Raw genomic sequence first — 24,974 nt, 5'->3', positions numbered from 1 at the left:
ACGCGCTGTTCAAGATCGAGATTCCGGACGAGGTGCAGCTCAAGGTCATCCACCGCGGCGTCGGTGCGATCACCGAGAGCGACGTCAACCTGGCGTCGGCGTCCTCGGACCAGACCGCCACGATCATCGGCTTCAATGTCCGGGCCAGCAACAAGGTCAAGGAGATGGCCGACCGCGCCGGCGTGGAGATCCGCTACTACAGCGTCATCTACCAGGCCATCGAGGAGATCGAGGCAGCCCTCAAGGGCCTGCTCAAGCCGGAGTTCGAGGAGGTCGAGCAGGGCACGGCGGAGATCCGCGAGGTGTTCCGCTCGTCCAAGATCGGTCTCATCGCCGGCTGTATGGTCCGCTCGGGCCTCATCCGCCGCAACGCCAAGGCGCGCATCCTGCGCGAGGGCACCGTGGTGGCGGACAACGTCACGATCAGCTCGCTGAAGCGGTTCAAGGACGACGCCACCGAGGTCCGCGAGGGCTTCGAGTGTGGTCTGACCTTGAGCGGTTTCGGGTCGCCGCAGCCGGGCGACGTGATCGAGACGTTCGAGATGCGTGAGAAGCCGCGGGCGTAACAACAACCCCGGCAGACGGCCCCCGGCGCTTCGGCGCCGGGGGCCGTCGTCTTTCCCGCCGGACCCGGCTGGGAGGATGACGACCATGTCCCGGTACGCCCTGCTCCTCGCGCCCTCCGCCAACCGCGTCTACGCCGACCAGGCCGGCCGCCTCTCCCGGGCGGAGCTGGCTGCCTTCCGGCCTGTGCTCTCGTCCGAGGTGGCGGAGATCGACGCCACCCGGATCGGCGGCGTGGAGTATCTGACCTTCACCGCGGACCTCCAGCCCCGGGACGTCGCCTACCTGTCGAACATGTCGGCGGCCTACGCCCTGTTCGAGCGGGCCGGTGACGACCTGCTGCGGCCGCTGGAGATGACCCCGCTGGCCCGGTACGACAGCGACCTGATCACCATCCCGAAGTACGCCGGCAAGACCAACGAGCAGTTCACCAAGCTCCTGCTCAACCTCACCCTGCTGGGGTCCGCCTCGGCCCGCCGGATGCTCGACGGCCACCTGATCGTCGGCGACTTCCTGGCCGGCCGTGGCACCACCCTCAACCAGGCGCTGATGTACGGCTACGACGCCGTCGGCGTGGAGCTCGACGGCAAGGACGTCGAGGCGTACAAGCTGTTCCTGCAGACCTGGCTCAAGCGCAAGCGCCTCAAGCACACCGCCGAGCTGAACCCGGTCCGCCGGCAGGGCCGCAAGGCCGCCCGCCGGATGGAGATCACGATGGCGGCGAGCAAGGAGGACCACAAGGCCGGCGCTGTGCAGAAGGTCACGATGCTCAACGCCGACACCACCCAGCTCGACGGCCTGCTCCGGGCCAACTGCGTGGACGTGCTGGTCGTCGACCTGCCGTACGGGGTCGCGCACGCCAGCTACGAGGACGAGGGCGGCATGTCCCGGCGCCCGCTGGACCTGCTGGAGCGCGCGGTGCCGCAGTGGGTCAACCTGCTGCGCCCCGGTGGCGCCATCGGCCTGTCCTGGAACTCCAAGGTCGCCCGGCGTGAGCTGGCCGAGGACATCCTGGTCGCCAACGGTCTGGCGCTGGTCCCGTACGAGGAGCTGAGCCACCGGGTCGACCAGGGCATCGAGCGTGACGTCGTGGTGGCCCGGAAATCCGGCTGAGCTTCGCGGGCGGCGCGAGTATCCTCGCTCGTTGATGTATATCGAGACTGCACTCTTCGACCTGCTGCTGCCCGGCGACTCGCGTTCGCTCAAGCACAAACGTTCCTACCTGCGGCCGATCATCGCGATGCTGCGCAAATACGAGGTCAGCGTCGCCGAGGTCGGCGACCACGACCTGCACGGGCGGGCCCAGATCGGGGTCGCCGTGGTGGCCGCCGAGCCGGCCCAGGCGCGCGCGGTGATCGACACGTGCGAGCACCAGATGGCCGGCCGGCCCGAGATCGAACTGCTCTCGGTGAGGCGCCGGCTACACGGCGACGAGGACTGAGCCCGCATGATCGGTCCTGTTCGCGGCCCGGCTGGGTGACGGACCGACGGGGCGTTCGGGCCACAGCGGTCATGGGTAGGCTTCAGACGTTGGGCGGGGCTGCTTCGCCCCGGAGGCACGGTTGTCGGAGGTGGGCGATATGTCGGACCCGGCCAAGACGCGTCGGCACGCGGAGCGGATCCGCGAGCTGGTGGCATCGCTGGTGCGAGAGATCAAGGATCCCCGGCTCGGCATGGTGACGGTGACGGACGCCCGGATCACGGGTGATCTGCGCGACGCCCACGTCTACTACACCGTGCTCGGTGATCAGACCGAACAGGCCGCGACCGCTGCGGCGCTGGACAGCGCCAAGGGCATGCTGCGCACCAGGGTCGGTCACGCCCTGGGCCTGCGGCACTCGCCGAGCCTGACGTTCGTCCTGGACAACGTCCTGGACAACGTCAAGGAGATCGACGATCTGCTGGAGGCGGCCCGGCACCGCGACGCCGAGGTGCAGCGGCTGGCCGCCGGCAAGCAATATGCCGGCGACCCGGACCCGTACAAGGCCGACGACGATGACGACGACGGCGACGAAGCCGACGAGCGGGTCGGTGCCCGCGAGGACCAGGGGTGACCGAGGCGGTCACCGTCTCGGAGGGAGTGCCCGCGACAGCCGGCCTCGCGGCGGCCGCTGCGACGATTCGTGCGCTCGCGACCGGCCGGGTGCTGTTGATCTGTCACGTCAACCCGGACGGCGACGCGCTGGGCAGCATGCTCGGCTTCGGGCTGGGACTGCGCCGGCTCGGCGTGGCCGGGCTGCAGGCCACGTTCCCCGGCCCGTTCGAGATCCCCGAGCCGTTCGCCGAGCTGCCCGGCCTCGACCTGCTGGTCGCCGAGGAGCAGGCGGAGGCGGACCCGGATCTGGTGATCGTCTTCGACGTGGCCGCCGTGTCCCGGCTCGGGGAGCTGGCCGACCGGCTGTCCCGGGCCCGGGCCACGATCGCCCTGGACCACCACGCGTCCAACACCGGCTTCGCGGGCATCAACCTGGTCGACGCCGGCGCGGCCGCCACCTCGGTGGTCGCCGAGGAGCTGCTGCGCGAGCTCGGCGTGCCGCTGGACGCGGAGATCGCCGAGTGCCTGTACGTGGCGCTGGCCACGGACACCGGCTCGTTCCGCTTCGACATGACCACGCCGCGGGTGCACGAGATGGCCGCCCGGCTGATCGCCACCGGCCTGCGCCCGGGGGAGATCTCCCGGCGGGTCTTCGACAGCCGCCCGTTCGGCGCCATGAAGCTCTCCGCCGACGTGCTGAGCCGGGCGCAGCTCGATCCCACGGCGGCGGCCGGGCACGGCATGGTGTGGACCTACGCGACGCTCGACGACCTGGAGCGGCACGGGCAGCGGCCGTACGTCCTGGACGCGCTCATCGACCCGGTCCGGTGCGTGGCCGAGGTGGACGTCTCCGTGGTGGTCAAGCAGCTCGCCGAGCGCGAGTGGGCGGTGTCGCTGCGCAGCAAGGGCGCGGTCGACATGAGCGCGGTCGCGGTCGCCCTGGGCGGCGGCGGGCACCGGCTGGCCGCGGGATTCACCGGCTACGGCACCCCCGGGGAGGTCGTCTCGGCGGTCCGCGACGAGCTGGAGAATCACCTTATTCCCTAGTAACTGCTGCAAAAGGCCGGCCTGCGGGCCGGCCTTTTGTCGTTGATCCGCGTCCCGCTCTGCGGGATCCGAGGGGCATCCAGCGAGACTGAACGATAGTTTGAGTTAACGGTGATTTGGTTTCTGCACGGGCGCTACCACCGACCGCCGCAGCAGCCTCGAGCCACCCGGGTCCACCATCCCGGGCTGTGTCGCCCCGCCACCCGTCCGGCGATCCCGGACCGGCCCTCTGCGACACGCCGCTCGATCGATCAGTGGGTGCCGCTGCACCCGTCCCGCCGTGGAAGGACCACGATCATGGCTGCCAAGCCCAAGCCCCAGCCGTCCGACGACGCCCGCGAGCAGGCCCGCCGCGCGCTGCAGACGTCGATGGACACGCGCCAGTAAGTAAGTAGTCCGGGCGCATTGCGCCCCTTACGGCTCGGCGGGCATCATGACCACCTATGAGCCTGCCCGCAGCCCGCTGACCAAGGCACCCTCACGCGCCGCATCGCCGCCCTGGCCCTGCCCGCGCTGGTCGTCCTGGCCGCCGAGCCGTTGTACGTCCTGGTCGACACCGCGGTGGTGGGCCACCTCGGCCAGGTGCCGCTCGCGGCGGTCGCCGTCGGCGGCACGGTGATGTCGGTGGCCGTCTGGTTCGGCACGCTGATGGCGTACGGCACAACCGGCCGGGCGGCCCGCCGCTTCGGCGCGGGTGACCGCGCCGCGGCCGTCGCCGAGGGCGTCCAGGCAACCTGGCTGGCGCTGGCCACCGGCGCGCTGCTGGTCGTGCTCGCCCAGCTCTTCGCCACGCCGCTCACCCGCGCCCTCGCCGCCGACCCGGCAGCCGCCGAGGCCGCCGCGGGCTGGCTGCGCATCGCCTCCCTCGGCATCCCCGGCCTGCTGCTCGCCGCGGCCGGCAACGGCTGGATGCGCGGGGTGCAGGAGACCCGGCGCCCGCTGTGCTACGTCCTCGGCGCGAACGTGCTCTCCGCGGTGCTGTGCCCGCTGCTCGTCTACCCGGCCGGCTGGGGCCTGACCGGCTCGGCGGTGGCCAACGTCATCGCCCAGTCGCTGTCCGGCGGCCTCTTCCTCTGGGCGGTGATCCGCGAACGGGCACCGCTGCGCCCCAGCCCGGCGGTCATCGCCGACCAGCTCTTCCTCGGCCGTGACCTGCTGATCCGTGGCGCGGCGTTCCAGGCCTGCTGGCTCTCGGCGACCGCGGTGGCGGCCCGGTTCGGGGTCGCGGCGGTCGGCGCCCACCAGATCGGCCTGCAACTCTGGTTCTTTTGCGCGCTGGCCCTGGACGCGGTGGCGATCGCGGCCCAGTCACTGGTCGGCGCGGCCCTGGGCGCCGGCGACGCCACCGCGGCACGCGAGGTGGCCCGACGGGTCACGGCGGTCGGCGCGGTGGCCGGGGTGGGCTTCGCGGCCCTGGCGGCGGCGGGCGCCGGGGTGGTGCCAGGCTGGTTCACAAGCGACCAGGCGGTCCACGAGCAGGCGGCGATCGTCTGGCCGTGGTTCGTGGGCATGCTGCCGTTCGCCGGAGTGGTCTACGCCCTGGACGGCGTCCTGATCGGCGCGGGCGATGTCGGCTACTTGCGCACGATGACGCTGGCCGCGGCGCTGCTCGGCTTCCTCCCGGCGATCTGGCTGGCGTACGGGTTGGGTTGGGGTTTGTCGGGGGTGTGGTTCGGCCTGGCCTTGTTCACGTTGATTCGGCTGGTGTTCCTGCTGGTGCGGTGGCGCGGGGCGGGCTGGGCCGTGCTCGGCGCGACCCGGTAGACCGGTTCTTGCCGCTGCTCCTGCTTGCCGCTGCTCCTGCTTGTGCCGTGGCACATCACCGGCCCACGCCGGGCGGCCGAGACTCAGCCGGAGCATCCTTGTCCGAAATGCCCGGCATAACGCCCACGACCCGGGCGTTTGGCGGCGCAGCACGTAAGGACTTGCGGAAGTTTCATCGGCGCCCTTGCCTGCCAAGATTCAGCAAACCGCGTCATGGGGGCTGGAAACAGCCTGTTGCGCGCAGACGGTCCTGGCCGACCTTGAAGCGCTGGGGTGAGTCAGTCGGGTTGGCTGGTCAAGGCCCCGAGCGACGTGGTGAAGGACGTGAGTAGCCGGGCGAAGGCCGCGGTGTCCTCGGCCGGCCAGTTCGCCATCGCGCGGGCGAAGACCTGCTGCCGGGAGTGATGTGCGGCGGCGAGGTGGGCCTGGCCCTCGCCGGTGAGGGCGAGCAGCGTGCGCCTGCCGTCGCTCTGGTCGGCCTGCCGGACCACGAGGCCCTGGTCGACCGCCCGTCCGACGAGCCGGCTGGCCCGCGGCTGGTCGACACCCGTAGCGGCGCCCACCTCGCCGACCGTCGCGGGGCGGCCGATTTCCTCCAGCGCGTCCAGCACGCCGAAGACCGTCTGATCGCCCGGTGGGGTGAGCCGGCTCAACGCCCGGCGGCTCTGGCTGCGCCGGATGGTGATCATCGCTCGCTCGATCGCGGCCAGGGGTTCGTTCCACTCCATGCATGTTAATGTACAACTAGATGTAATTTGACATGCGATGGAGGTGGGTCATGCGCCCGATGGGCTTCTGGATCAAAGAGATCGACCGCCGCATCGAGGCTGACTTCGGCCGGCTCCTCGCCGACGAGGGGCTGACCAGGCGGCACTGGCAGATCCTGACCACCCTGGCCCGGGGAGCCACCACACGCGCGGACCTCGACGCGGCGCTCGCCCCTTTCGACACGACGGTCCGCCCGCAGCTCGACGAAGTGATCCGTCGCGGCTGGGCGGCCGAGCTCCCCGATGAGCCGGCCGTGGTGGCGGTCCGGCTCACCGCGGATGGACGCGTCGCGCACGATCGGGTCGCCGGGCGCGTGCGTGCCTTCCGCGCCCGGGTCACCGACGGCCTGTCCGAGCAGGACTACGTCACCCTGGTAACGCTGCTGCAGCGGGTGGCCGGCAACCTAACCCCGGCCTGATCCCGGCCTGGCCACGTGGGCTGATCCCGGGTTGGTCGCGTGCGCTGACTCCGGGTTGGCCGTGCGGGTTGATCCCGGCCTGGCCGCGCGGGTTGATCCCGGCGTGACCGCGGGTCGTCCCGGGGCGGGCCCGCGGGGAGCTCGCCTGGGCCGGTCTGGTTGGGTGAGCACGTGAACGTGGATGGGCTCATCGTTGTGGACAAGCCGGCCGGGATGACCTCCCACGACGTGGTCGCCCGGATCAGGAGGCTGGCCAAGACCCGCCGGGTCGGCCATGGTGGCACCCTCGATCCGATGGCCACCGGCGTGCTCATCATCGGGGTCAACCGTGCCACCCGGCTGCTCACCTACGTGATCGGGTCCGGCAAGAGCTACACCGCGACCATCCGGCTGGGGCAGACCACCATCACCGACGACGCCGAGGGTGAGGTTACCGCCACCGTTTCCACCGGTGGCGTCACCGATGATGCGGTTCGGGCCGGGCTCGCCGCCCAGACGGGTGAGATCGAGCAGGTGCCGAGCGCCGTCAGTGCCATCAAGGTCGACGGCCAGCGTGCCTACAAGCGGGTTCGTGACGGCGAGGAGGTCGAGCTCGCCGCCCGCAAGGTCACCGTCTCGCGCCTCGAGGTGCTCGCCGTCCGGCGGCCGGCCGATGCCGACTTCGTCGATGTGGACATCGACGTCACCTGCTCCAGCGGCACCTACATCCGGGCCATCGCGCGGGACCTGGGCCGTACCCTCGGTGTCGGCGGGCATCTGACCGCGCTGCGCCGGACCGCGGTCGGTGAGCTCACCCTGGCCGAGGCCGCCACGCTCGCGGAGCTGGAGGAACGCGCGCCCGACGTGATCTCGCTGCCGATGGCCGCGGCCGCTCGGCGGGCCTTCCCGCAGCGCGAGGCCGACGCCGAGGAGACCCGGGTGCTCAGCCACGGCGGGCCGCTCGCGCCGGTCGGCATCGAGGGCCCGTACGCGGTCTTCAACGCCGACGGTGACGTGCTCGCTATCGTCTCCGAGCGGGACGGCAAGGCTCGCGCCGAGATCGTCCTGGCGCCCGCCTGACGGCTGCTATCGGCGCCGGGCCAGGTGGTCCGCGACCGTGGCGACCAGGTCCGCCGCCGCGTACGGCTTGTCCAGGAAGCCGTCGCAGCCCGCCTCCAGCGCCGCCGCGCGGTCCTCGGGGAGCACGCTCGCGGTCACCGCGATGACCGACGGGCGGTAGCGGCCCGGGGTGACCGTGCCCGCCGCCAGGTCGCTCGCCAGGCTGAGCCCGTTGCCGTCCGGCAGGTTCATGTCGAGCAGGACGAGGTCGATGTCCTCGCTGCCCAGCCGTTCGCGCGCGGTCGCCAGGGTCGACGCGTCCACCACCTCGGCCTCGCGGACGGTCGCGATCTGGGCGCGGGCGAGCACCGCCTTGACCAGGGTCCGGTTCAGCTCCTCGTCCTCGACCAGCAGGATGCGTGGGTTCTCGGCCGTCACGGCTACTCCTTATTGTCCTTCGCAGCGGTTCCGGACCCGCCGAGCAGCGGTGCCAGGGTCTCCCAGCCGGCCCCGCCGGCCATCGCGGTCGCGACCACGCCGCCGGCCATCGCCGTGGCGACCAGCGGGGCGGCGTCGCCGGGCTGGCGTTTCACCCCGGCCGCCGTGGTCAGGCCCAGGACCGGGGTGTGCCGGGTGGCCGGGTCCTGCTCGATGGCGGCCAGCAGGCTGAAGCCGTCTACTTCCGGCGACTGCATGTCGCAGACGATCAGGTCGAAGTGGCTCTCGCGGCTCAGGGTCAGGCCGTCGCGGCCGTCGGCGCAGGCCACCACGTCGGCGCCGCCCGCGCGCAGGCCGTCCTCGATCGCCTGCCGGATCTCGTCGTCGTGGTCGACGACCAGCACCCGGGGCACGGGCCGGTGTGCGATCTTGCGGGCCAGCGCACCGACCAGCGCGGCCTGGTCGACCGGCTTGACGAAGTAGTCGTCCGCGCCCAGCGCCAGGCCGGCCTGGCGTTCGTCGATGATCGTGGCGAAGAAGACCGGGATGTCGGCGAGCCGGCGATCGGCCTTGAGCCGGCGGATGACCTCGAAGCCGTCGATGCCGGGCAGGGCGACGTCGAGCACGATCGCGTCGGGCGGGTAGGCGCCGGCCGCGGTCAGGCCCGCCTCGCCGGTTCCGGCCACGTCGACGTGGTAACCCGCGCCGATGAGCTGGGTGGTGAGCAACTCCGCGGACTGCGGGTCGTCCTCGATCAGCAGCACCCGGGCGCCCGCGGCGGGCCCCTGGTCGAGCTGCAGGAGCGGCGCGGCCGGCAGCCGTACGGTGAAGGCACTGCCCTTGCCCAGGGTCGAGACCAGGGCGATCTCGCCGCCGTGCGCCTCGACCAGCCGCTTGGTCAGCGCGAGCCCGAGGCCGGTGCCCGCCCGGTGCCGGTCCGGGTCGCCGACCTGCTGGAACTCTTCGAAGACCCGTTCCAGGTCCGCCTCGGCGATCCCCACGCCGGTGTCGGCGACGGTCAGCTCGACGACGTCGTCGGCCGGGATGGCCGAGACGGCGATCTCGCCGCCCTCGGGGGTGAACTTGATCGCGTTGGAGAGCAGGTTCTCCACGATCTGCCGGAACCGGACCCGGTCGGCCAGCGCGGTCGTCTCCGGCAGCGCCGTCGTGACGGTGAGGTGCTTGGTGGTCAGCAGCGGCGACAGGCCGGTCAGCAGCTCGGTCACCGCGGTGTCGACCCGCAGCGGCGCGAGCCGCAGGTCCAGCCGGCCGGCCTCGACCTTGGCCAGGTCGAGGATGTCGTTGATCAGGCCGAGCAGGTGCCGGCCGCTGGTGTGGATGTGGTCGACCCATTCGGCGGGGACCCGGCGCCGGTCGCCGTCGGGGTCCTCCAGCCGCATCAGGTCGCTGAAGCCGATGATCGCGTTGAGCGGCGTGCGCAGCTCGTGGCTCATGTTCGCCAGGAACGAGCTCTTCGCCTGGCTGGCCCGGGTCAGCGCCTCGACGGAGGTGCTGAGCTCGGCGGCCATCCGGCGGTGCGCGGAGGTGACCGCCTGGCGTTCGGCCAGGATGCCGGCCTGGCCGCCGAGCGCGGCCAGCAGCCGCAGGTCGTCGTCGCTGAACAGGCTGCGGTGGCGGTTGAACAGCAGCACCGCGCCCTCGGCGTCCGGCGGCACCGGCATGCTCAGCACGGTCACGAAGTCGTCGCCGAGGTCGTCGCCGTAGTGCACGACCAGCGCCGTGTCGCTGTCGCGCAGCCGGGCGGGCTGGCCGGCCCGGATCAGCGCGGTGACGTCGGCGAAGCCGAGCTCGTCGGGGATCCGCACCGGGGGACCGGCGTAGGCGGCCGGGGCCAGCATGCCGTCGGCACACGGCATGAGCACCGTGACCGCGTCGGTGCCGGTCTGCACCCGCATGATGTCGGCGTAGATCTGCCAGACCTGCTCGGCGGACTCGGCCGGCGCGCGCAGCAGCCGCTCGGTGACGGACTGGGCGGCCGAGGCGGAGAAGATCCGGCGCAGCGCGCGGGGCGGCACGAAGGCGACCAGGTAGCCGAACCCGCTGACCAGCGCCAGCACCCGGTTCGCGGTGTCGAACGCGGGGCTGGTGTCCGGCATCGAGCCGATGCCGATCAGCACGATCATCAGGCCGAAGGCGACGGTGGCGCCGGACGCGATCATCAGCCGGGCGCGGTTCGCGCCGGTCCGGGTGCGGGCCTTGCCGAACAGCAGCGCCGCGGCGATGAGCTCGGTGGCCAGGAAGGCGGTCACCGCGGTGAGCAACTGGGCCGGGAGCAGCGGGCGCGGCGCGAAGGCGAGCCAGCCGGCGACCGCGGTGAGCACGAGCAGGACCGTCCGCTGCAGCCAGGCCGGCACCGAGCGCAGCCGGGCGGCGAGCCGGACGGTGAGATACGGCTGGGCGAGCAACGCCGTCAACGAGACCACGCTGACCCACCCGGGCAGGGACTCACCGTTGATCCGCCGGGTGATGTCGACGCAGAACAGCACGGTGCAGGGCGCGAACACCAGCGTGACGTCGCGCTGCAACGGGTCGCGGCGGCGCAGGAAGCCGAGGAGGGCGCGGAGGAAGAGCACGGCGAAGGTGAACTCGGCCGCGAGGAGGACGAGAGGGCTCCAGTCAGCGCGCATATCGGGACTAACTGTAGCGTTTCAGGCAGTCGTGCAGACCGATACGCTTAGCCCGGGACTCTCAGAGAGGTAAGTGGGATGCAGCGGTGGCGCGGGTACGAGTCCGTACCGGGCGGGTTCGGCCGGTCGGTGGTGACCATCGGTGTCTTCGACGGCGTGCACCGCGGCCACCAGGCGATCATCGGGCACACGGTGAAGCGCGCCCGCGATCTCGGGCTGCAGTCGGTCGTCGTGACCTTCGACCCGCATCCCGCCGAGGTGGTCCGGCCCGGCTCGCACCCGGCCGTGCTGAGCGAGCCGGTGCGCAAGGCCGAGCTGATCGAGCAACTCGGCGTCGACGCCCTCTGCGTGGTGCCGTTCACGCCGGCGTTCTCCCAGCTCAGCGCGGAGGCCTTCGTGCACGACGTGCTGGTCGACGCGCTGCACGCCGCGGTCGTCGTGGAGGGGGACAACTTCCGCTTCGGCCACCGGGCGGCCGGCGACCTGGCCATGCTCACCCGGCTGGGGCGCGCCTTCGGCTTCACGGTCGAGGAGGCGCCGCTGGTGGCGGAGGAGGGGCTGGTCTTCTCGTCCACATACATTCGCAGTTGTGTCGACGCCGGGGACGTCTCGGCCGCGGCCGCCGCTCTCGGCCGGCCGCACCGGCTGGCCGGCGTGGTCGTCCGCGGCGACCAGCGCGGCCGGGAGTTGGGCTTCCCCACCGCCAACCTGATGTGCCACCGGTATGCGGCCATCCCGGCCGACGGTGTCTACGCGGCGTGGCTGGTGCGGGGCGGCAAGCACGGCGGTCCGCGGCCGGCCGCGGTGTCGGTCGGCACCAACCCCACCTTCTCCGGCCGCGAGCGCCGCGTCGAGGCCTACGTGCTGGACTTCGCCGGCGACCTGTACGGCGAGCGGGTCAGCCTGGACTTCGTCGCCCACCTGCGCGAACAGCGCGTCTATACCGGGATCGAGCCGCTCGTCGCGCAGATCCGCGAGGACGTCGAGCAGACCCGGAGCGTGCTCGGCCAGCCCTCGACCTGACGGAGCCTTCAGTCCGGTCAAGGGCGGTGGCGGGGCGGTTGGACCGGGGGCTGATAAGCTTGCCGTGACGTCGGCTATTCCGACGACCGGACTCGCCTGCCTGCCCGACGCCGCGGGCCGCGAGCTCGCCCCCTTCCGGGTGAGACACCGTATGAAATCGGCAACACAGAATCACGGAGAACATGGCGCTCGACCAAGAGACCAAGACCAAGATCATGACCGAGTACGCGACCCTCGAGGGTGACACCGGGTCGCCCGAGGTGCAGGTCGCGATGCTCACCAAGCGGATCGCCGACCTGACCGAGCACCTGAAGGTGCACAAGCACGACCACCACAGCCGTCGTGGTCTGCTGCTGCTGGTCGGCCGTCGCCGCCGCCTGCTGAACTACGTCCACAAGAAGGACATCGCGCGCTACCGGACGCTGATCGAGCGTCTCGGCCTGCGCCGCTGACTTGATGGGGGAGCGGCCGCCTTGGTCGCTCCCCCGAGCTTTACCCCACGGACCCGCGCGGCACCAGGCCACCGGCCCCGGTCCTCGGTAGTGGTTCCCGAGCAGATGATCTCGGGCACTTCGATCGAAGACCGGCCAGCCTCTTCCGCGCTGTGTGAACCCGCCGGGTCCTCGACGAAGGAGTACCGCACTACATGTCTGAGCAGAAAGCTCTCGGCACCGAATCTCGTACCGCCGTCATCGACAACGGATCCTTCGGGACCCGCGAGGTGACCTTCTCCACCGGCAAGCTGGCCCGCCAGGCCGCCGGCTCGGTCATCGTCCAGCTGGGCGAGACCACCGTGCTCTCCGCGACCACCGCCGGCAAGACGCCGAAGGAGCACTTCGACTTCTTCCCGCTGACGGTCGACGTCGAGGAGCGGATGTACGCCGTGGGCCGCATCCCCGGCTCGTTCTTCCGGCGGGAGGGCCGTCCCAGCGAGGACGCCATCCTCACCTGCCGCCTGATCGACCGGCCGCTGCGCCCGTCGTTCACCAAGGGCCTGCGCAACGAGGTCCAGGTCGTCGAGACCATCCTCGCGCTCGACCCGCAGCACCCGTACGACGTCGTCGCCATGAACGGCGCCTCGATGTCCACCAAGCTCTCCGGCCTGCCGTTCAGCGGCCCGGTCGGCTCCACCCGCGTCGCGCACGTCGAGGGCCAGTGGGTCGCGTTCCCGACCCTGGAGGAGCTCGAGCGGGCCACCTTCGACATGGTCGTCGCCGGCCGCGTGCTCGCCGACGGTGACGTCGCGATCATGATGGTCGAGGCCGAGGCCACCCCGCACGCGATCAAGCTGATCCAGGCCGGCGCCGTCGCGCCGACCGAGGAGGTCGTCGCCAGCGGCCTCGAGGCCGCCAAGCCGGCCATCCGCGAGCTGTGCCGCGCGCAGAGCGAGCTGGCCGAGGTCGCCGCCAAGCCGGTGCAGGAGTTCCCGGTCTTCCTGGACTACCAGGACGACGTCTACGCGGCCGTCTCCACCGCCGCCAGCGGTGAGCTCGCCGAGGCGCTGAAGATCGTCCAGAAGGCGGACCGCGAGGAGGCCCTGGACCGCGTCAAGGCCAAGGTGCTCGAGGCCGTCGGCCCGCAGTTCGAGGGCCGCGAAAAGGAGCTCAGCGCCGCGTTCCGCTCGGTCACCAAGTCCGAGGTGCGCAACCGCGTGCTGCGGGACCAGGTCCGGATGGACGGCCGCGGCCCGCGCGACATCCGGCCGCTGTCCGCCGAGGTCGGCATCCTGCCCCGGGTGCACGGCTCGGCGCTGTTCGAGCGCGGCGAGACCCAGATCCTGGGCGTCACCACGCTGAACATGCTCCGCCTCGAGCAGTCGCTGGACACCCTCGCTCCCGAGAAGTCCAAGCGCTACATGCACAACTACAACTTCCCGCCGTACTCGACAGGTGAGACCGGCCGGGTGGGTTCGCCGAAGCGTCGCGAGATCGGTCACGGCGCGCTCGCCGAGCGGGCCCTGGTGCCGGTGCTGCCGACGCGCGAGGAGTTCCCGTACGCGATCCGCCAGGTCTCCGAGGCGCTGAGCTCCAACGGCTCCACCTCGATGGGCTCGGTCTGCGCCTCGACGCTGGCCCTGCTCAGCGCCGGTGTGCCGCTGAAGGCGCACGTGGCCGGCATCGCCATGGGCCTCATCTCCGACGAGGTCGACGGCAAGACCCAGTACGTGACGCTGACCGACATCCTCGGCGCCGAGGACGCGTTCGGTGACATGGACTTCAAGGTCGCCGGCACGCCGGAGTTCGTCACCGCGCTGCAGCTCGACACCAAGCTCGACGGCATCCCGTCGGACGTGCTGGCCGCCGCCCTGCAGCAGGCGCACGACGCCCGCGCGACGATCCTCGCGGTCATGGACGAGGCCATCAACAGCCCGGCCGAGATGAGCGAGTACGCCCCGCGCGTCACCAGCGTCAAGATCCCGGTCGACAAGATCGGCATGGTCATCGGCCCGAAGGGCCAGACGATCAACGCGATCCAGGACGAGACCGGCGCCGACATCTCCATCGAGGACGACGGCACGATCTACGTCGGCGCGACCAACGGCCCGGCGGCCGAGGCCGCGGTGGAGCGGATCAACGCCATCGCCAACCCGACGATGCCGAAGGCCGGCGACAAGTTCCTCGGCACGGTGGTGAAGACGGCCGCGTTCGGCGCGTTCATCTCGCTGCTGCCCGGCCGCGACGGCCTGCTGCACATCTCCAAGGTGGGCGACGGCAAGCGCGTCGACAAGGTCGAGGACTTCCTCAACGTCGGCGACAAGGTCGAGGTCTCGATCGCGGACATCGACAACCGGGGCAAGATCTACCTCGACAAGGTCCGCCCCGAGGGTGCCGAGGCTCCCGCGGAGGCGCCCGCCGCCGGTGGCGAGGGCTCCGAGGGCCGCCCGCCGCGCGAGGACCGTGGTCCCCGTGGCGAGGGTGGCGGCGAGCCCCGTCGGCGTCGCCAGCGCCCCAGCGGCGACCGCAACTGATCCACGCATGACAGCGAGCAACCGCGGGCCGGCCGAGAGGCCGGCCCGCGTTGTCACCCGGACCCTGCAGGACGGCGTACGCAAAACCGTCCTGCCCAGCGGTCTGCGCATCATCACCGAGGCGATCCCCACCACCCGCAGCGCCGCTCTCGGCGTCTGGGTGGGGGTCGGCTCCCGTGACGAGACCCCGGCGATGTCGGGCGCCTCGCACTTCCTTGAGCACCTGCTCTTCAAGGGCACCGAGAAGCGGACCGCGCTGGAGATCTCCGCGCAGATCGAGGCGGTCGGCGGCGAGACCAACGCCTTCACCACGAAGGAATACACCTGCTACTACGCGCGGGTGCTGGACGCCGACCTGCCGCTCGCCGTCGACGTGCTCTGTGACGCGGTCGCGGGCTCGATCCTCGACCCGGCGGACGTGGAGACCGAGCGTGGCGTGATCCTCGAAGAGATCGCCATGCACGACGACGAGCCCGGCGACGAGGTGCACGACGTCTTCACCGAGGCGATCTTCGGCGACCGGTCGCCGCTGGGCCGGCTGATCTCGGGCACCGAGGAGACCATCTCCCCGATGACCCGGACCCAGATCAACCGTTTCTACCGCACCCGGTACAAGGCTCCGCACATCGTCGTCACGGCGGCCGGCAACCTGGAGCACGCCACGGTCGTCAAGCTGGTCCGTGCCGCGCTGGCCGGCAGCCCGCTCGACGGCGACCAGGCGGCGCCCGCAGCGAAGCGCGGCTCGACCGGCGGCAGCCGGCCGCGCAAGCCGGTGACGCTGATCCGGCACCGCGACACCGAGCAGGCGCACATCGTGCTCGGCTGCGCGGGCATCAACCGGGCCGACGAGCGCCGGTTCGCGCTCGGCGTGCTCAACAACGTGCTCGGCGGCGGCATGTCCAGCCGGCTCTTCCAGGAGATCCGGGAGAAGCGCGGGCTGGCCTACTCGGTCTACTCGTACGGCAGCCAGTACGCCGACGCCGGCCTCTTCGGGGTCTACGCCGGCTGCGCGCCGGGCAAGGCCGAGGAGGTGCTCGCCCTGATCCGGGCGGAGCTCGCCGCGGTCGCCGCCGACGGCATCACCGTCGAGGAGCTGGCCCGCGGCAAGGGCATGGTCAAGGGCGCGTACGTGCTCGGCCTGGAGGACACCGGCTCGCGGATGAGCCGGCTGGCCAAATCCGAGCTGCTGCACGGCGACCTGCTGGCCGTCGACGAGTTGCTGGCCGAGGTCGACGCCGTCACCCTCGACCAGGTGAACGCGATCGCCGCCGAGTTGCTGTCGAAGCCGATGTCACTCGCGGTGGTCGGGCCCTTCGACGAGTCCGCGTTTTCCGTGCCCCGCTAACCTGGGACCCCGTGACCATCCTCAGCCCTCCGCCCGTACAAGAAGAAGCGACGACGGACCGGCGCAAGCGCCGGATCGTCGGCATGCTGATCTGGGGGGTGCTGTTCGCTGTCGGCACGTACTTCATCGGCGTGCCGACCAGCGACCCGCTGATCGCCTTCGGCTGGCTCTGGCTGGCCACCATCGCCTGGCGCAGCTACCTGCCCTGGCGGCAGCACCTGCTGTTCCTGCGCGACTGGCTGCCGATCGCGCTGCTGCTGGTGGTCTACAACATCTCCCGCGGGTATGCCGACGACCTGTTCGACCCGCACGTCACCGAGCTGATCCACGCCGACGAGTGGATGTTCGGCTGGTTCACCGGCGGCGAGGTCCCGACCACCTGGCTGCAGCAGCACCTTTACCAGCCGGGCGTGGTGCAGTGGTGGGAGGTCGTGGTCACCCTGGTCTATGTCTCCCACTTCCTGACCGTGCCGACGGTCGCGGTGATCCTCTGGGTCCGGTCCCGCGCGCAGTGGGCCCGGTTCATCCGGCGCTGGTTCACGCTGTGCGTGTTCGGCCTGATCACGTACTTCGTCTACCCGGCCGCCCCGCCGTGGTGGGCCTACCAGCACGGCTTCCTGTCCGAGCACGTGGAGCGCATTTCCACGAACGGGTGGGATGCGATCGGCCTGCACGGCGCCGGCAACACCCTGAACGCGCTGCAGGTCGAGGCGTCCAACCCGGTGGCCGCGATGCCGTCGCTGCACACCGCCTGGGCCATGATGGCCGTCGCGTTCTTCTTGCCGGTGGTCCGCCGCCGCTGGTGGCCGCTGCTGCTCGCGTATCCGCTGGCGATGACGTTCACGCTGGTCTACACCGGCGAGCACTACGTCATCGACGTGCTGGTCGGCTGGGCGTACGTGGCCGCGGTGTTCCTGGTCGTGGGGCTCGGCGAACGCTGGTGGAGCAACCGGGTTAAATTGTCGGCGTGACAAACGAGCAGGAACCGATCCGCGTCGGCGTTCTCGGTGCCCGGGGACGCATGGGCCTCGAGGTGTGCAAGGCGGTCGACGCCGCCGCCGACCTCGAACTCGTGGCGATGGTCGACCAGGGCGACTGGTTGTTCAACGCCGCCGACGCGGGCGCCCAGGTGCTCGTCGACTTCACCACCCCCGACGTGGTGATGGACAACCTGCACTGGGCCGTCGACCAGGGGATCAACGTGGTCGTCGGCACGAGCGGCTTCACCGAGCAGCGCCTCGACCGGGTGCGCGGCTGGCTGTCGCACAAGCCCGAGGTCGGCGTGCTGATCGCCCCGAACTTCGGCATCGGCGCGGTGATGATGATGCAGTTCGCGGCGCGGGCGGCCCGCTACTTCGAGTCCGCCGAGATCATCGAGCAGCACCACCCGCGCAAGCTGGACGCCCCGAGCGGCACGGCCACCCACACGGCGAAGCTGATCGCCGCGGCGCGCGCCGAGGCCGGCCTCGGCGCGATGCCGGACGCGACCAAGGAAGAGGTCGGCGGCGCGCGCGGCGCGGACATCGACGGCGTGCGGGTGCACGCGGTGCGGGCCGCGGGCCTGGTCGCCCACCAGGAGGTCCTTTTCGGTACGCACGGCGAGACGCTGACGATCAGGCATGACAGCCTGGACCGCGCGTCCTTCATGCCGGGTGTGCTGCTGGGGGTCCGCTCGATCGTGACCCGCCCGGGCCTCACGATCGGCCTCGACCCGCTCCTCGACTGACAGGCCCAGGCCCGGCTTCGTCCCGGGCCTGGGTTTCGCGGCTAGCCCGCCGTGGGCGGTTGCGGGTCGATGGCGACGTGCAGGCGGAGCTGGGGGACCAGCATGTCGTCGACGTCCAGGGCGCGGCCGGCGCCGTCGGGCTCCCAACCGGTCGACACCAGGAATTTCTTCATCGCCTCGTCCGCGTCGTAGGCCCACGCCACGGCCGCCTTGAACGCGTCCTCGCGCCACAGGTCGACGGTCGCCGCGAGCAACCGGCTGCCGTGCCCGCGCCGGCCCCAGCGCGGCTCGACCAGCAGGTCGGTGACCGCCGCGACATCGTCGGGCAGCGGCGGCTCCTCGGGCGCCAGCGCCTGCTCGTCGGCCGGCCCGGAGGCGGCGAAGCCGACCACATGGGACGCCGACTCGGCCTGTTCGACGGCGATCAGGACGCGGTGCCGCGCCGACGGGGCGGAGCCGATCGCCTCGGACCAGCCGCGGGCCAGGTAGGCCTCGTCGAGGTTCGCGAGGACGTGCGCCGGGAACATCCGCCGATATGCGGTCCGCCAGGTCGTCAGCTGGATGCGGGCGATCTCGCCGGCGTCCTCGGGACGGGCCGGACGGACGAAGCCGAGTGCCATGTCCGGCAGCTTACAGACGCGTCATGTAGCGCACTTCGGGCAGTTCCACCGTGCTGCCGTGCGGACTGAAGAGATGACGTTCGCCGTCGGGCCGAAGTCCGGAACGCTCGTAGAAACGACGGGACCGGAGGTTGTCCTCCAGCACCCAGAGCCGCATCGCCGGGTAGCCGGCCGCCGTCAGCCCGGCCCGCGCGGCGGCGAACAGCTTGCGGCCGGTCCCGGCACCCCACCGATCCGGATCGACATAGATCGCATAGAGCTCGCCGATCCCCGGGTTGTGCCCCGCGCCACGGTCCACCCGGTACGGCCCGAAGGATGCGAAGCCGACGATCACGTCGCCGTCCGCCGCCACCAGCGTCTGCGACCCGGGCGGGCCGGTCCGGTCGCGCCGGCGCCGCGCGAAGTCGGCCGGATCGAGCCCGGCCAGGTAGTCGGCCGCGATGATGCCGGCATAGCCGGCCTGCCAGGCACGCACCTGGACGGCGGCCACCGCGTCGATGTCGGTGTCGTTGAGCGGGCGGATGTCGACCATGGGGCGACTTTGTCATACCCCTCGTCTAGCGTCCTGATCTGTGGCCGTCCCTGATTCCCTCTCCGTCGCCCAGGCGCGGCGCATCACGCTCGCCGCGCAGGGCTTCACCGACCCGCGGCCGGGCGGCGCCACAGACATGCGGCACCTGCGCCGCGTGCTGCGCCGCCTGCACCTGATCCAGATGGATTCGGTAAACGTCCTGCAGCGGGCCCACTTCATGCCGCTCTACAGCCGGCTCGGCCCCTATCCGACCGCGCTGCTCGGCCGGGCCGCTTACCGCAAGCCCCGGCTGCTGTTCGAGTTCTGGGGTCACGAGGCGTCGCTGATCGACGTCGAGCTCCAGCCGCTGTTCCGCTGGCGGATGGCCCGCGCCCAGGATTACGCCTGGGGTGGCATGCGGCGCATCGTGGCCGAGCAGCCCGAGCTGGTCGCCTGGGTGCTCGACGAGGTCCGCGACCGCGGCCCGCTCACCGCCGCCGAGATCGAGCACGACGTCCCGCGCCGCAAGGACCACTGGGGGTGGAACTGGTCCGTGGTCAAGCAGGCCCTCGAGTGGCTGTTCTACAGCGGCGAGGTGACCGCCGCCGAGCGCACGACCTCCTTCGCCCGGCGTTACGACCTGCCCGAGCGCGTCCTGCCGCGGCAGGTGATCGAGGCGCCGACCCCGTCGCCGCAGGATTCCTTCCGGGCGCTGGTCGAGCTGTCCGCCCGCACGCTGGGCGTGGCGGCCGAGCCGGAGCTGCGCGACTATTTCCGGCTGCCGGTGGCCGGCTTCAAGCAGGCCCTGGCCGAGCTGATCGAGGACAAGGTCCTGCTCCCGGTCACCGTGCGCGGCTGGAAGGGCCCGACCTACCTGCACCATCAGGCCCGGCTGCCGCGCCGGGTGCAGGCCGCGACGCTGGTCAGCCCGTTCGATCCGCTGATCTGGGAGCGGGCCCGCACCGAGCGGCTCTTCGACCTCAACTACCGGATCGAGATCTACGTCCCCGCGGCCCAGCGGCTTTATGGCTACTACGTGCTGCCGTTCCTGCTCGGTGACCGGTTCGCGGCCCGGCTCGACCTCAAGGCCGACCGCAAGACCGGGGTGCTGCAGATCCCGGCCGCCTGGATCGAGCCGGCCGCGGACGAGGAGGAGACGGCGGCCGCGCTGGTCCCCGAGCTGCACCGGCTGGCGGGCTGGCTGGGCCTGCACACGGTCGCGGCGCCGCAGGGCGGAGACCTGGCGGGCCCCCTCACGGCCGCGCTGAAGCTTGCCTCCGCAGGTGTACCGTGACGGCCATGAGCAGCGCGACCGACCCCGTCGCGGTCCACCCGCACCCCGACGGCCCGCCGGTCCCCGGCCAGCCGCAGTCCGGCCGGCCCAGGCCCGACGGCCAGCCGCAGTCCGGCCAGCCGGGGTATGGGCCGCCGCAGTACGGCTCGCCGCACTACGAGCCGCCCCAGCCGGACAGGGTGACGCGGTTCATCCAGCGCAAGTGGCGCGAGTCGCCGATCTGGGTGGCCCCCGCCGCGATGCTGGTCTGCATGGCCGGCGCGGTCGGCTACACGCTGGCGACCAGCCCCACCGAGGCGAACGCGGGCGCGGCGCCGAGCTGCCTGCTCAAATACACCACCGGCTTCATCTGCCCAGGCTGCGGCGGCACCCGCGCGGCGTGGTATCTGCTGCACGGCGACATCCCGGCGGCGGCCCGTCACCATGCGCTGTTCGTCTTCGTCGTCCCGTTCCTGCTCTACATGTACTTCGCCTGGGCCGGCCGCCGGCTCTTCGGCTGGCGGCTTCCGCAGCTCGACCTGAGCCCGGGTGTGATCGGCGGCTTCATCGCCGCCTGGGGCGTCTTCAGCCTGCTGCGCAACCTGCCGTGGGCGCCGTTCACCGCCTTCTACGTCTAGGAACACCCCCTGGCCGGGAGCCCGGGCCCACCGGCGACGGGGAATCCTCTCCGGCCGTCCGATAAGTTGTCGGTATGACGCACGACCACCCGCGGCCCTTCGGCCGGCTGCTCTCGGCCATGGCGACCCCGTTCACCTCGGACGGCTCGCTCGATGTCGACGGCGCGGCCAGGCTCGCCGCGTGGCTGGTGGACGAGCAGGGGCACGACGGCCTGGTGATCAGCGGCACCGGCGGTGAGTCGCCGACCACCACCGACGCGGAGAAGGACGCCCTGCTCCGCGCCGTGGTCGAGGCGGTGGGCGACCGGGCCAGGATCGTCGCGGGCGTGGGCACCAACAACACGGCCCACACGGTGGAGTTGTCCCGGGCGGCGGAGAAGGCGGGCGCACATGGCCTGCTGGTCGTGACGCCGTATTACAACAAGCCGCCGCAGGCGGGCCTGGTCAGGCACTTCACCGCGGTCGCCGACGCCGTCGGCCTGCCGGTGATGCTCTACGACATCCCGCACCGCGCCGGCGTGCCGATCGCCACCGAGACCCTGGTGCGCCTCGCCGAGCATCAGAACATCGTCGCCGTCAAGGACGCCAAGGGCGACTTCGCCGGGAGCGCCGACGTGCTGCGCCGCACCGGCCTCGCCTACTACTCCGGTGAGGACGCCGCCATCCTGCCGCTGCTGTCGATCGGCGCGGTCGGCGTGGTCGGCACCTCCACCCACTTCATCGGCCCGCAGACCAAGGCCATGATCGAGGCGTACGAGCGCGGCGACACCGCCGGGGCGCTCGCGCTGCATCGCCAGTTGCTGCCGTTGTTCACCGGCATCTTCCGGACCCAGGGCACCATCCTCGTGAAGGCCGGCCTGCGCGCCCTCGGGCTGCCCGCCGGGCCCGTGCGTTCGCCGCTGGTCGATGCCACCGAGGCCGAAACGAACCAACTGCTAGAGGACGCCGCCGCGGCGGGACAGCACCTCGGCACCAATTAGAGAGGCCTCGCATTTGAGCCAGGCACACGTCGAACTGGAACCACCACCCCCGCTGCCGGAGGGCGCCCTGCGCGTCATCCCGCTCGGAGGTCTCGGGGCCATCGGCCGCAACATGACGATTTTCGAGTTCGACGGCAAGTTGCTGGTCGTCGACTGCGGAGTGCTCTTCCCGGACGTCGAGCAACCCGGCGTCGACCTGATCCTGCCCGACTTCGACCCGATCCGGGACCGGCTGGAGGACGTCCAGGCGATCGTGCTCACCCACGGTCACGAGGACCACATCGGCGCGGTGCCGTACCTGCTCGCGCTCAAGCCGGACATTCCGCTCGTCGGCTCCGAGTTCACCCTGGCGCTGGTCGAGGCGAAGCTGGCCGAGCGCCGGCTGGACCCGTACACGCTGACGGTGCGTGAGGGGCAGACGGAGCGGCTGGGGCCGTTCGAGTGCGAGTTCTTCGCCGTCAACCACTCGATCCCGGACGCGCTGGCCGTGGCCGTGCGGACGCCGGCCGGGCTGGTGCTGCACACCGGCGACTTCAAGATGGACCAGGTCCCGCTGGACGGGCGCATCACCGACCTGGCCGGTTTCGCCCGGCTCGGCGCCGAGGGTGTCGACCTGCTGCTGTCGGACTCGACGAACGCCGAGGTCCCCGGCTTCGTCACCCCGGAACGCGACATCGGCCCGGTGCTCGGCGCGCTCTTCGGCAAGGCCCGCGGCCGGATCATCGTGGCGAGCTTCGCCTCCCACGTGCACCGCGTCCAGCAGGTGATGGACGCCGCCTACGAATACGAGCGCAAAGTCGCGCTGATCGGGCGGTCCATGGTGCGGAACATGGGCATCGCCCGCGATCTCGGGCTGCTGCGCATCCCGGACGGGCTGCTGGTGAGCCTGGACGAGGCGGCCCAGATGCCGCACGACGAGATCGTCTTCATGTCCACCGGCTCGCAGGGCGAGCCGATGAGCGCGCTGGGCCGGATGTCCACCGGTGACCACCGGCACATCACCATCAAGTCCGGCGACACCGTCGTGCTGGCCAGCTCGCTGGTGCCCGGCAACGAGACCTCGGTCTACCGGGTGATCAACCAGCTGGCCCGGGCGGGCGCCACGGTCGTGCACAAGGACACCGCCAAGGTGCACGTCTCCGGGCACGCCCCGGCCGGTGAGCTGCTCTTCCTGCTCAACGTCGTACGCCCGAGCAACCTGATGCCGGTGCACGGCGAGTGGCGGCACCTGCGCGCCCACGCCCAGCTCGGGATCGAGTCCGGGGTCGCGCCGGACCGGGTCGTGCTCTGCGAGGACGGCGACGTGGTCGACCTGGTCGAGGGGCACGCCCGGCACGTGGGCCGGGTCAAGAACCGCTACGTGTACGTCGACGGCCTGGCCGTGGGTGACGTCAGCGAGTCGCTGCTGACCGAGCGGCGCATCCTCGGCGACGGCGGCTTCATCTCCGCCACCGTGGTGATCGATTCGGTGACCGGCAAGGTGGTCGGCGAGCCCAGCATCTCCGCGAAGGGCTTCTCCGAGGACCCGGAGGCGTTCAACCCGGTCATCCCGCTGCTGACCGCCGCCCTGCACCGTTCGGCGGAGGACGGCATCACCGACACCCACCAGCTCCAACAGGTGGTCCGGCGCACCGTCGGACGATGGGTGAACGACGCCTACCGCCGCCGGCCGATGATCGTGCCGACCGTCGTCGAGGTGTGATCGACAAGCATAGTTTTCCGTGATTACCGGATTAATTGATCCGGCCGCGACCCCTTTGCGTATCTGAGGGCACGGTGCCGCCCCCACGGCACTCGATGCGAGGGGAGTTACGGATGCAGCGGAGAACGGTCGTCGCGCTTGCGGCGACGGTGACGGCAGCGGGAGCGGCGGTAGCGTTCACGCTGCCGTCCATGGCGGGCACGAACGCCAACCGCGGCCCTGCGTCGCAGTCGACCGGTGGAGTGGCCCCTCAGCTGCTCGCCGCGATGCAACGAGACCTCGGTGTCAGCGCCGACCAGGCCACTGCCCGCGTCGAGCGGGCCGAGTGGGCCAGCGGCGTCGCGGCGCAGCTGCGCAGTGCCTCCGGTGACTCATACGCGGGCGCTTGGCTCGGCAAGGACGGCACGACGCTGAACATCGCGATCACCGACGCCGGCCTGGCCGGTCAGGTGCGCGCGGCGGGCGCCACCCCGAAGGTGGTCGAGCGCAGCGTGGCCGAGCTGGACAGCGCGAAGAAGGCGCTGGACGCCGAGGCCACCAAGGCCGACCGGAAGCTGCCCGGCTGGTACGTCGATGTCGCGGCCAACCAGGTCGTGGTGCAGGCACTGCCCGGCGACACCGAGCGGGCCGAGGACCTCGCCGAGGACGCCGGCATCCCCGACGAGGCGGTGCGGGTGGTCGTCACCAAGGCCGCCCCGAAGACGCTCGCGGACGTCATCGGCGCCGAGCCGTACTTCGTCAACATCGGCGGCGAGCAGGCTCGCTGCTCGATCGGTTTCGCGGTCGAGGGTGGCTTCGTCACCGCCGGGCACTGCGGCGCGGTGGGCACCGAGACCCTGGACCGGGAGAACCTGGACCAGGGCGAGGTCGTGGCGTCGGTCTTCCCCGGCACCGCCGACATGGGCGTGGTGCAGACCAACGCCGACGTGCAGGAGCAGCCGTTCGTCAACGACTTCGACGGCAACGCGCTGCCGGTCGGCGGCAGCACGGAGGCGCCGGTGGGCGCCGCGGTCTGCCGCTCCGGTTCCACCACGGGCACGTTCTGCGGCACCATCCTGGCGAAGAACCAGACGGTGAACTACCCGGAGGGCGCGGTCACCGGCCTGACCCGGACGGACGTCTGCGCCGAGGGCGGTGACTCCGGCGGCCCGTGGCTCTCGGGTGACCAGGCCCAGGGCGTGACCTCCGGCGGCTCCGGCGACTGCACCGTCGGCGGGGAGACGTTCTTCCAGCCCCTCACCGAGATTCTCGAGGAGAACAACGTCACGCTGCTCACCACCGGTAACGGCGGCGGGGCGGGCGGCAACTCGGACAACTCGGACGAGCAGTCGCAGAACAACGGCGAGAACAACGAGCGCGGCAGCCTCCTGGATCGCGTGAACGGCAACTGACGCTCCACCCGTAGAAGACGTGCTGCCCGCGCGGGTCATCCTCCGTCCCGCGCGGGCAGCGCTGCGTCGCCCGCCGG

At 71.4% G+C, this 24,974-nt stretch carries 23 protein-coding genes and 1 pseudogene; 19 read left to right on the top strand and 5 right to left on the bottom strand.

Annotated features, from left to right (window positions below; translation table 11 throughout):
• From DMB66_RS28005 to DMB66_RS27980, 6 genes and pseudogenes are all read left to right on the top strand, one after another.
• A pseudogene (locus tag DMB66_RS28005) lies at positions 1-566 on the top strand (translation initiation factor IF-2); the annotation flags it as partial.
• A gap of 85 nt (positions 567-651) precedes the next feature.
• The gene (locus DMB66_RS28000) at positions 652-1,677 is read left to right on the top strand and encodes an SAM-dependent methyltransferase (RefSeq protein WP_125807107.1); all 1,026 of its coding nucleotides are present in this window, start codon (positions 652-654) and stop codon (positions 1,675-1,677) included.
• 34 nt (positions 1,678-1,711) lie between these two features.
• The gene (locus DMB66_RS27995) at positions 1,712-2,005 is read left to right on the top strand and encodes a DUF503 domain-containing protein (protein WP_125807106.1); all 294 of its coding nucleotides are present in this window, start codon (positions 1,712-1,714) and stop codon (positions 2,003-2,005) included.
• Positions 2,006-2,144: 139 nt separating this feature from the next.
• Positions 2,145-2,618, top strand: a complete 474-nt coding sequence (gene rbfA / locus DMB66_RS27990) for a 30S ribosome-binding factor RbfA (protein WP_125807105.1) — start codon at positions 2,145-2,147, stop codon at positions 2,616-2,618.
• The gene (locus tag DMB66_RS27985) at positions 2,615-3,646 is read left to right on the top strand and encodes a bifunctional oligoribonuclease/PAP phosphatase NrnA (RefSeq protein WP_125807104.1); all 1,032 of its coding nucleotides are present in this window, start codon (positions 2,615-2,617) and stop codon (positions 3,644-3,646) included. Before rbfA ends, DMB66_RS27985 begins: the two co-directional genes overlap by 4 nt.
• Before the next feature lie 489 nt (positions 3,647-4,135).
• Complete coding sequence (locus tag DMB66_RS27980; protein ID WP_125807103.1) at positions 4,136-5,410, top strand: MATE family efflux transporter; 1,275 nt, start codon at positions 4,136-4,138, stop codon at positions 5,408-5,410.
• Positions 5,411-5,688: 278 nt separating this feature from the next.
• On the opposite strand, the gene DMB66_RS27975 is transcribed toward DMB66_RS27980, so the two are convergent.
• Entirely contained in the window at positions 5,689-6,138 is a 450-nt protein-coding gene (locus tag DMB66_RS27975; RefSeq protein ID WP_125807102.1) for a MarR family winged helix-turn-helix transcriptional regulator, read from the bottom strand.
• A 50-nt stretch (positions 6,139-6,188) separates the two neighbouring features.
• Here DMB66_RS27975 and DMB66_RS27970 point away from each other — a divergent pair, with 50 nt between their 5' ends.
• Both DMB66_RS27970 and truB read left to right on the top strand, forming a co-directional pair.
• Complete coding sequence (locus DMB66_RS27970; RefSeq protein WP_125807101.1) at positions 6,189-6,596, top strand: MarR family winged helix-turn-helix transcriptional regulator; 408 nt, start codon at positions 6,189-6,191, stop codon at positions 6,594-6,596.
• 171 nt (positions 6,597-6,767) lie between these two features.
• Positions 6,768-7,655, top strand: a complete 888-nt coding sequence (truB, locus tag DMB66_RS27965; protein WP_125807100.1) for a tRNA pseudouridine(55) synthase TruB — start codon at positions 6,768-6,770, stop codon at positions 7,653-7,655.
• 6 nt (positions 7,656-7,661) lie between these two features.
• On the opposite strand, the gene DMB66_RS27960 is transcribed toward truB, so the two are convergent.
• A complete protein-coding gene (locus DMB66_RS27960; RefSeq protein WP_125807099.1) occupies positions 7,662-8,072 on the bottom strand; it encodes a response regulator in 411 nt (136 codons plus the stop codon).
• A 2-nt stretch (positions 8,073-8,074) separates the two neighbouring features.
• The gene (locus DMB66_RS27955; protein WP_125807098.1) at positions 8,075-10,720 is read right to left on the bottom strand and encodes a response regulator; all 2,646 of its coding nucleotides are present in this window, start codon (positions 10,718-10,720) and stop codon (positions 8,075-8,077) included.
• Between the two features lie 78 nt (positions 10,721-10,798).
• Here DMB66_RS27955 and DMB66_RS27950 point away from each other — a divergent pair, with 78 nt between their 5' ends.
• The 6 genes from DMB66_RS27950 (at position 10,799) to dapB (ending at position 17,782) form a co-directional block, all read left to right on the top strand.
• Complete coding sequence (locus tag DMB66_RS27950; protein WP_125807097.1) at positions 10,799-11,743, top strand: bifunctional riboflavin kinase/FAD synthetase; 945 nt, start codon at positions 10,799-10,801, stop codon at positions 11,741-11,743.
• 182 nt (positions 11,744-11,925) lie between these two features.
• Positions 11,926-12,195: a 30S ribosomal protein S15 gene (gene rpsO / locus DMB66_RS27945; RefSeq protein WP_125807096.1), complete on the top strand. Its 270-nt coding sequence runs from the start codon at positions 11,926-11,928 to the stop codon at positions 12,193-12,195.
• A 194-nt stretch (positions 12,196-12,389) separates the two neighbouring features.
• On the top strand, positions 12,390-14,711 hold the full coding sequence (locus DMB66_RS27940; protein ID WP_125807095.1) for a polyribonucleotide nucleotidyltransferase: 2,322 nt from the start codon (positions 12,390-12,392) through the stop codon (positions 14,709-14,711).
• A 7-nt stretch (positions 14,712-14,718) separates the two neighbouring features.
• Positions 14,719-16,056 (top strand): pitrilysin family protein, encoded by a 1,338-nt coding sequence (locus tag DMB66_RS27935; RefSeq protein ID WP_125807094.1) that lies wholly within the window; start codon positions 14,719-14,721, stop codon positions 16,054-16,056.
• A gap of 83 nt (positions 16,057-16,139) precedes the next feature.
• Complete coding sequence (locus DMB66_RS27930; RefSeq protein ID WP_125807110.1) at positions 16,140-17,027, top strand: phosphatase PAP2 family protein; 888 nt, start codon at positions 16,140-16,142, stop codon at positions 17,025-17,027.
• Positions 17,015-17,782, top strand: a complete 768-nt coding sequence (gene dapB, locus DMB66_RS27925) for a 4-hydroxy-tetrahydrodipicolinate reductase (protein ID WP_370319327.1) — start codon at positions 17,015-17,017, stop codon at positions 17,780-17,782. Before DMB66_RS27930 ends, dapB begins: the two co-directional genes overlap by 13 nt.
• 41 nt (positions 17,783-17,823) lie before the next feature.
• Here dapB and DMB66_RS27920 read toward each other — a convergent pair whose 3' ends face one another.
• Together DMB66_RS27920 and DMB66_RS27915 are read right to left on the bottom strand one after the other, a co-directional pair.
• Complete coding sequence (locus DMB66_RS27920) at positions 17,824-18,402, bottom strand: GNAT family N-acetyltransferase (protein ID WP_125807092.1); 579 nt, start codon at positions 18,400-18,402, stop codon at positions 17,824-17,826.
• 10 nt (positions 18,403-18,412) lie between these two features.
• Positions 18,413-18,934 carry a GNAT family N-acetyltransferase gene (locus DMB66_RS27915; protein ID WP_125807091.1) on the bottom strand — a complete coding sequence of 174 codons (522 nt, stop codon included), beginning with the start codon at positions 18,932-18,934 and terminating at the stop codon, positions 18,413-18,415.
• A gap of 40 nt (positions 18,935-18,974) precedes the next feature.
• Between DMB66_RS27915 and DMB66_RS27910 the strand changes: the two genes are divergently transcribed.
• From DMB66_RS27910 to DMB66_RS27890, 5 genes are all read left to right on the top strand, one after another.
• Entirely contained in the window at positions 18,975-20,207 is a 1,233-nt protein-coding gene (locus DMB66_RS27910; protein ID WP_125807090.1) for a winged helix-turn-helix domain-containing protein, read from the top strand.
• A gap of 5 nt (positions 20,208-20,212) precedes the next feature.
• Positions 20,213-20,824, top strand: coding sequence for a DUF2752 domain-containing protein (locus DMB66_RS27905; RefSeq protein ID WP_125807089.1), 612 nt, complete (start codon positions 20,213-20,215; stop codon positions 20,822-20,824).
• 74 nt (positions 20,825-20,898) lie between these two features.
• Complete coding sequence (gene dapA, locus DMB66_RS27900; protein WP_125807088.1) at positions 20,899-21,804, top strand: 4-hydroxy-tetrahydrodipicolinate synthase; 906 nt, start codon at positions 20,899-20,901, stop codon at positions 21,802-21,804.
• Between the two features lie 13 nt (positions 21,805-21,817).
• The gene (locus tag DMB66_RS27895) at positions 21,818-23,506 is read left to right on the top strand and encodes a ribonuclease J (RefSeq protein ID WP_125807087.1); all 1,689 of its coding nucleotides are present in this window, start codon (positions 21,818-21,820) and stop codon (positions 23,504-23,506) included.
• Between the two features lie 113 nt (positions 23,507-23,619).
• Positions 23,620-24,897, top strand: coding sequence for a S1 family peptidase (locus DMB66_RS27890; protein WP_125807086.1), 1,278 nt, complete (start codon positions 23,620-23,622; stop codon positions 24,895-24,897).
• Positions 24,898-24,974: the final 77 nt, after the last annotated feature.

It is taken from the genome of Actinoplanes sp. ATCC 53533 (genome assembly GCF_003947245.1).
This window is presented reverse-complemented; position numbering and strand designations above follow the sequence as displayed.